Genomic DNA, 2,073 nt, shown 5'->3' with positions numbered 1-2,073 from the left:
GGGGCAGGAGCTGGTGCGGCTGGAGGATTCCGACCTGCGGCTGGAGGGCTCGCGCCTTGCCGCCGAGGCCGAGCAGCTGCGCACCGCGATGCAGAACGCCCGGGCGCAGCGCGACACCGCCGAGCTGCGCAACCTCACGGCGCGGCTGAGCCAGAACACGGTCGAGGCCGCGCTGGTCGGCGACCAGATCGCCCGCGCCACGGTGACCGCCGACCGCGACGGGCTGGTGGTGGCGGGCGACGCCTGGAAGCGGGTGGGCAGCCGGGTGCGGCTCGGCGACACGCTGCTGCAGGTGGCCAGCCTCGACAGCCTGGCGACGCTGGCGCTGATCGACGAGGACTGGGTCGCCGACCTGCCGCCCGAGGCGCCGGGCGTGCTGCTGCTGGCGGCCTGGCCCGACCGGCCGATCCCGCTGCATCTGCAACGCATCACCCGCGAGACCGAGGCGACCGACGGCGCGAATGCCTTCGTCGCCTGGTTCGATTTCGAGGCCCCGCCCGAGATGGCGCTGATGGACGGGATGCGCGGCATCATCCGGGTCGAGGCCGGGCCGACCACCTTGCTCGGCCGCTACGGTCGCGGCATCGGCCGCTGGTTCGAGCGCAGCCTCTGGCGCTGGCGCTGACATGGCCGCCGGGCTGCGCCATCCCGACTGGTATCTGGTGGCCGAACAGCGCTTCCGTCGCCGCGCCGGCATCCGCGAGGTGCCGCAGCGCTTCCGCCGCGAGGAGTTCCTCGTGCTCTGGGACGCGCTCACCGGCCAGAGCCTGCGGCTCGGCCAGCGGGCGGCGGTGTTCTGGCGCAGGCTCGACGGCGAGCTGACGGTGGACGGGCTGTGGCGTGCGATGTCGCGCGATCCCGCCACAGCGCCGACCCAGCGCGAGGTGATGGACTGGGTGCTGCAGCTGGTCTCCTCCGGGCTGATCCTCTCCGATCACGCGCTGGACCCCGGCGCGCTCAGCGACCGCAGCGGCAAGAAGCGCGACCGCGCGCTGGAGGCCCGCGCCGCCAACCCGCTCTCGGTGAAGATCCCGGTCTTCGACCCCAGCGGCCTGTTGCGCGCCAGCTGGCCGCTGGTGCGCTGGCTGTTCACCCCCTTCGGCGCGCTGCTGGTCGGGCTGGTGATCCTTGCCGGCATCACCGCCGCCGTGCTGAACCTCCCGGCGCTGCTGCACACCGCCGACACCTCTCTGCTGACCCAATCCGGGGTGCTGGTGCTGTTCCTCAGCTACCCGGTGATGAAGGCGCTGCACGAGCTGGCGCATGGCTGGGCGGTGCTGCGCTTCGGCGGCGAGGTGCGCGAGGCCGGGGTGATGCTGCTCCTCTTCGTGCCGGTGCCCTATGTCGACGCCTCCGAGGCCACAACCTTCCCCGACCCGCGGGCGCGGATGCTGGTCGGCGCGGCGGGCATCCTGGCCGAGCTGGTGATCGCCAGTCTCGCGCTGCTCCTTTGGCTGGTGATCGAGCCGGGGGTGGAGAAGGCGGTGCTCTACAGCTTCATCGTCATGGGCTCGCTGTCGACCCTCCTGTTCAACGGCAACCCGCTGTTGAAGTTCGACGCCTATTACGTGCTGGCCGACTGGCTGGAGATGCCCAACCTCGCCACCCGCGCCGGCAGCTTCCTGTCGGACCTCGTGCTGACCCGCGGCCTCGGCCTGCGCCCCGAGACGCGGGTCGAGCCGGACGAGGCGCGCATCCTCGGGGTCTATGGCGCGGCCTCGCTGGCCTACCGGCTGTCGCTGACGCTGGTGATCGTGCTGGTCGTGTCGAAACTGTTCTACGCGCTGGGGCTGGTGCTGGCGCTCTGGGCGCTGGCCGGCAGCATCGTCCTGCCGCTGGCGAAACTGGCGAAGAGAGGCTGGAAGATGGCCGAGGGGCAGAACCGCAAGCGGCGCATGCTGGGGCGGATCGCGGCCCTTTCCCTGCTGGTCGGGGGCCTCGGCGGCCTCGTGCCGCTGCCCTTCTCGGCGCGCGGCGAGGGGCAGGTGGTGCCGACCCCGGCCGCCGAACTGCGCCTCGGCGCCTCCGGCATGATCCTGCCCGGCGTGGTCGCGGACGGTCTGGCGGTGAGCG

Annotated in this window: 2 protein-coding genes; both read left to right on the top strand. The window is 72.5% G+C overall.

The features are described from left to right. On the top strand, positions 1-625 hold a 625-nt coding region (locus tag C5F48_RS23385), incomplete at its 5' end, for an efflux RND transporter periplasmic adaptor subunit (protein ID WP_146170741.1). Position 626: 1 nt separating this feature from the next. Beyond that, on the top strand, positions 627-2,073 hold a 1,447-nt coding region (locus tag C5F48_RS23380), incomplete at its 3' end, for a zinc metalloprotease (RefSeq protein WP_107666079.1).

It is taken from the genome of Cereibacter changlensis JA139 (genome assembly GCF_003034985.1).
Lineage (GTDB): Bacteria > Pseudomonadota > Alphaproteobacteria > Rhodobacterales > Rhodobacteraceae > Cereibacter > Cereibacter changlensis.
This window is presented reverse-complemented; position numbering and strand designations above follow the sequence as displayed.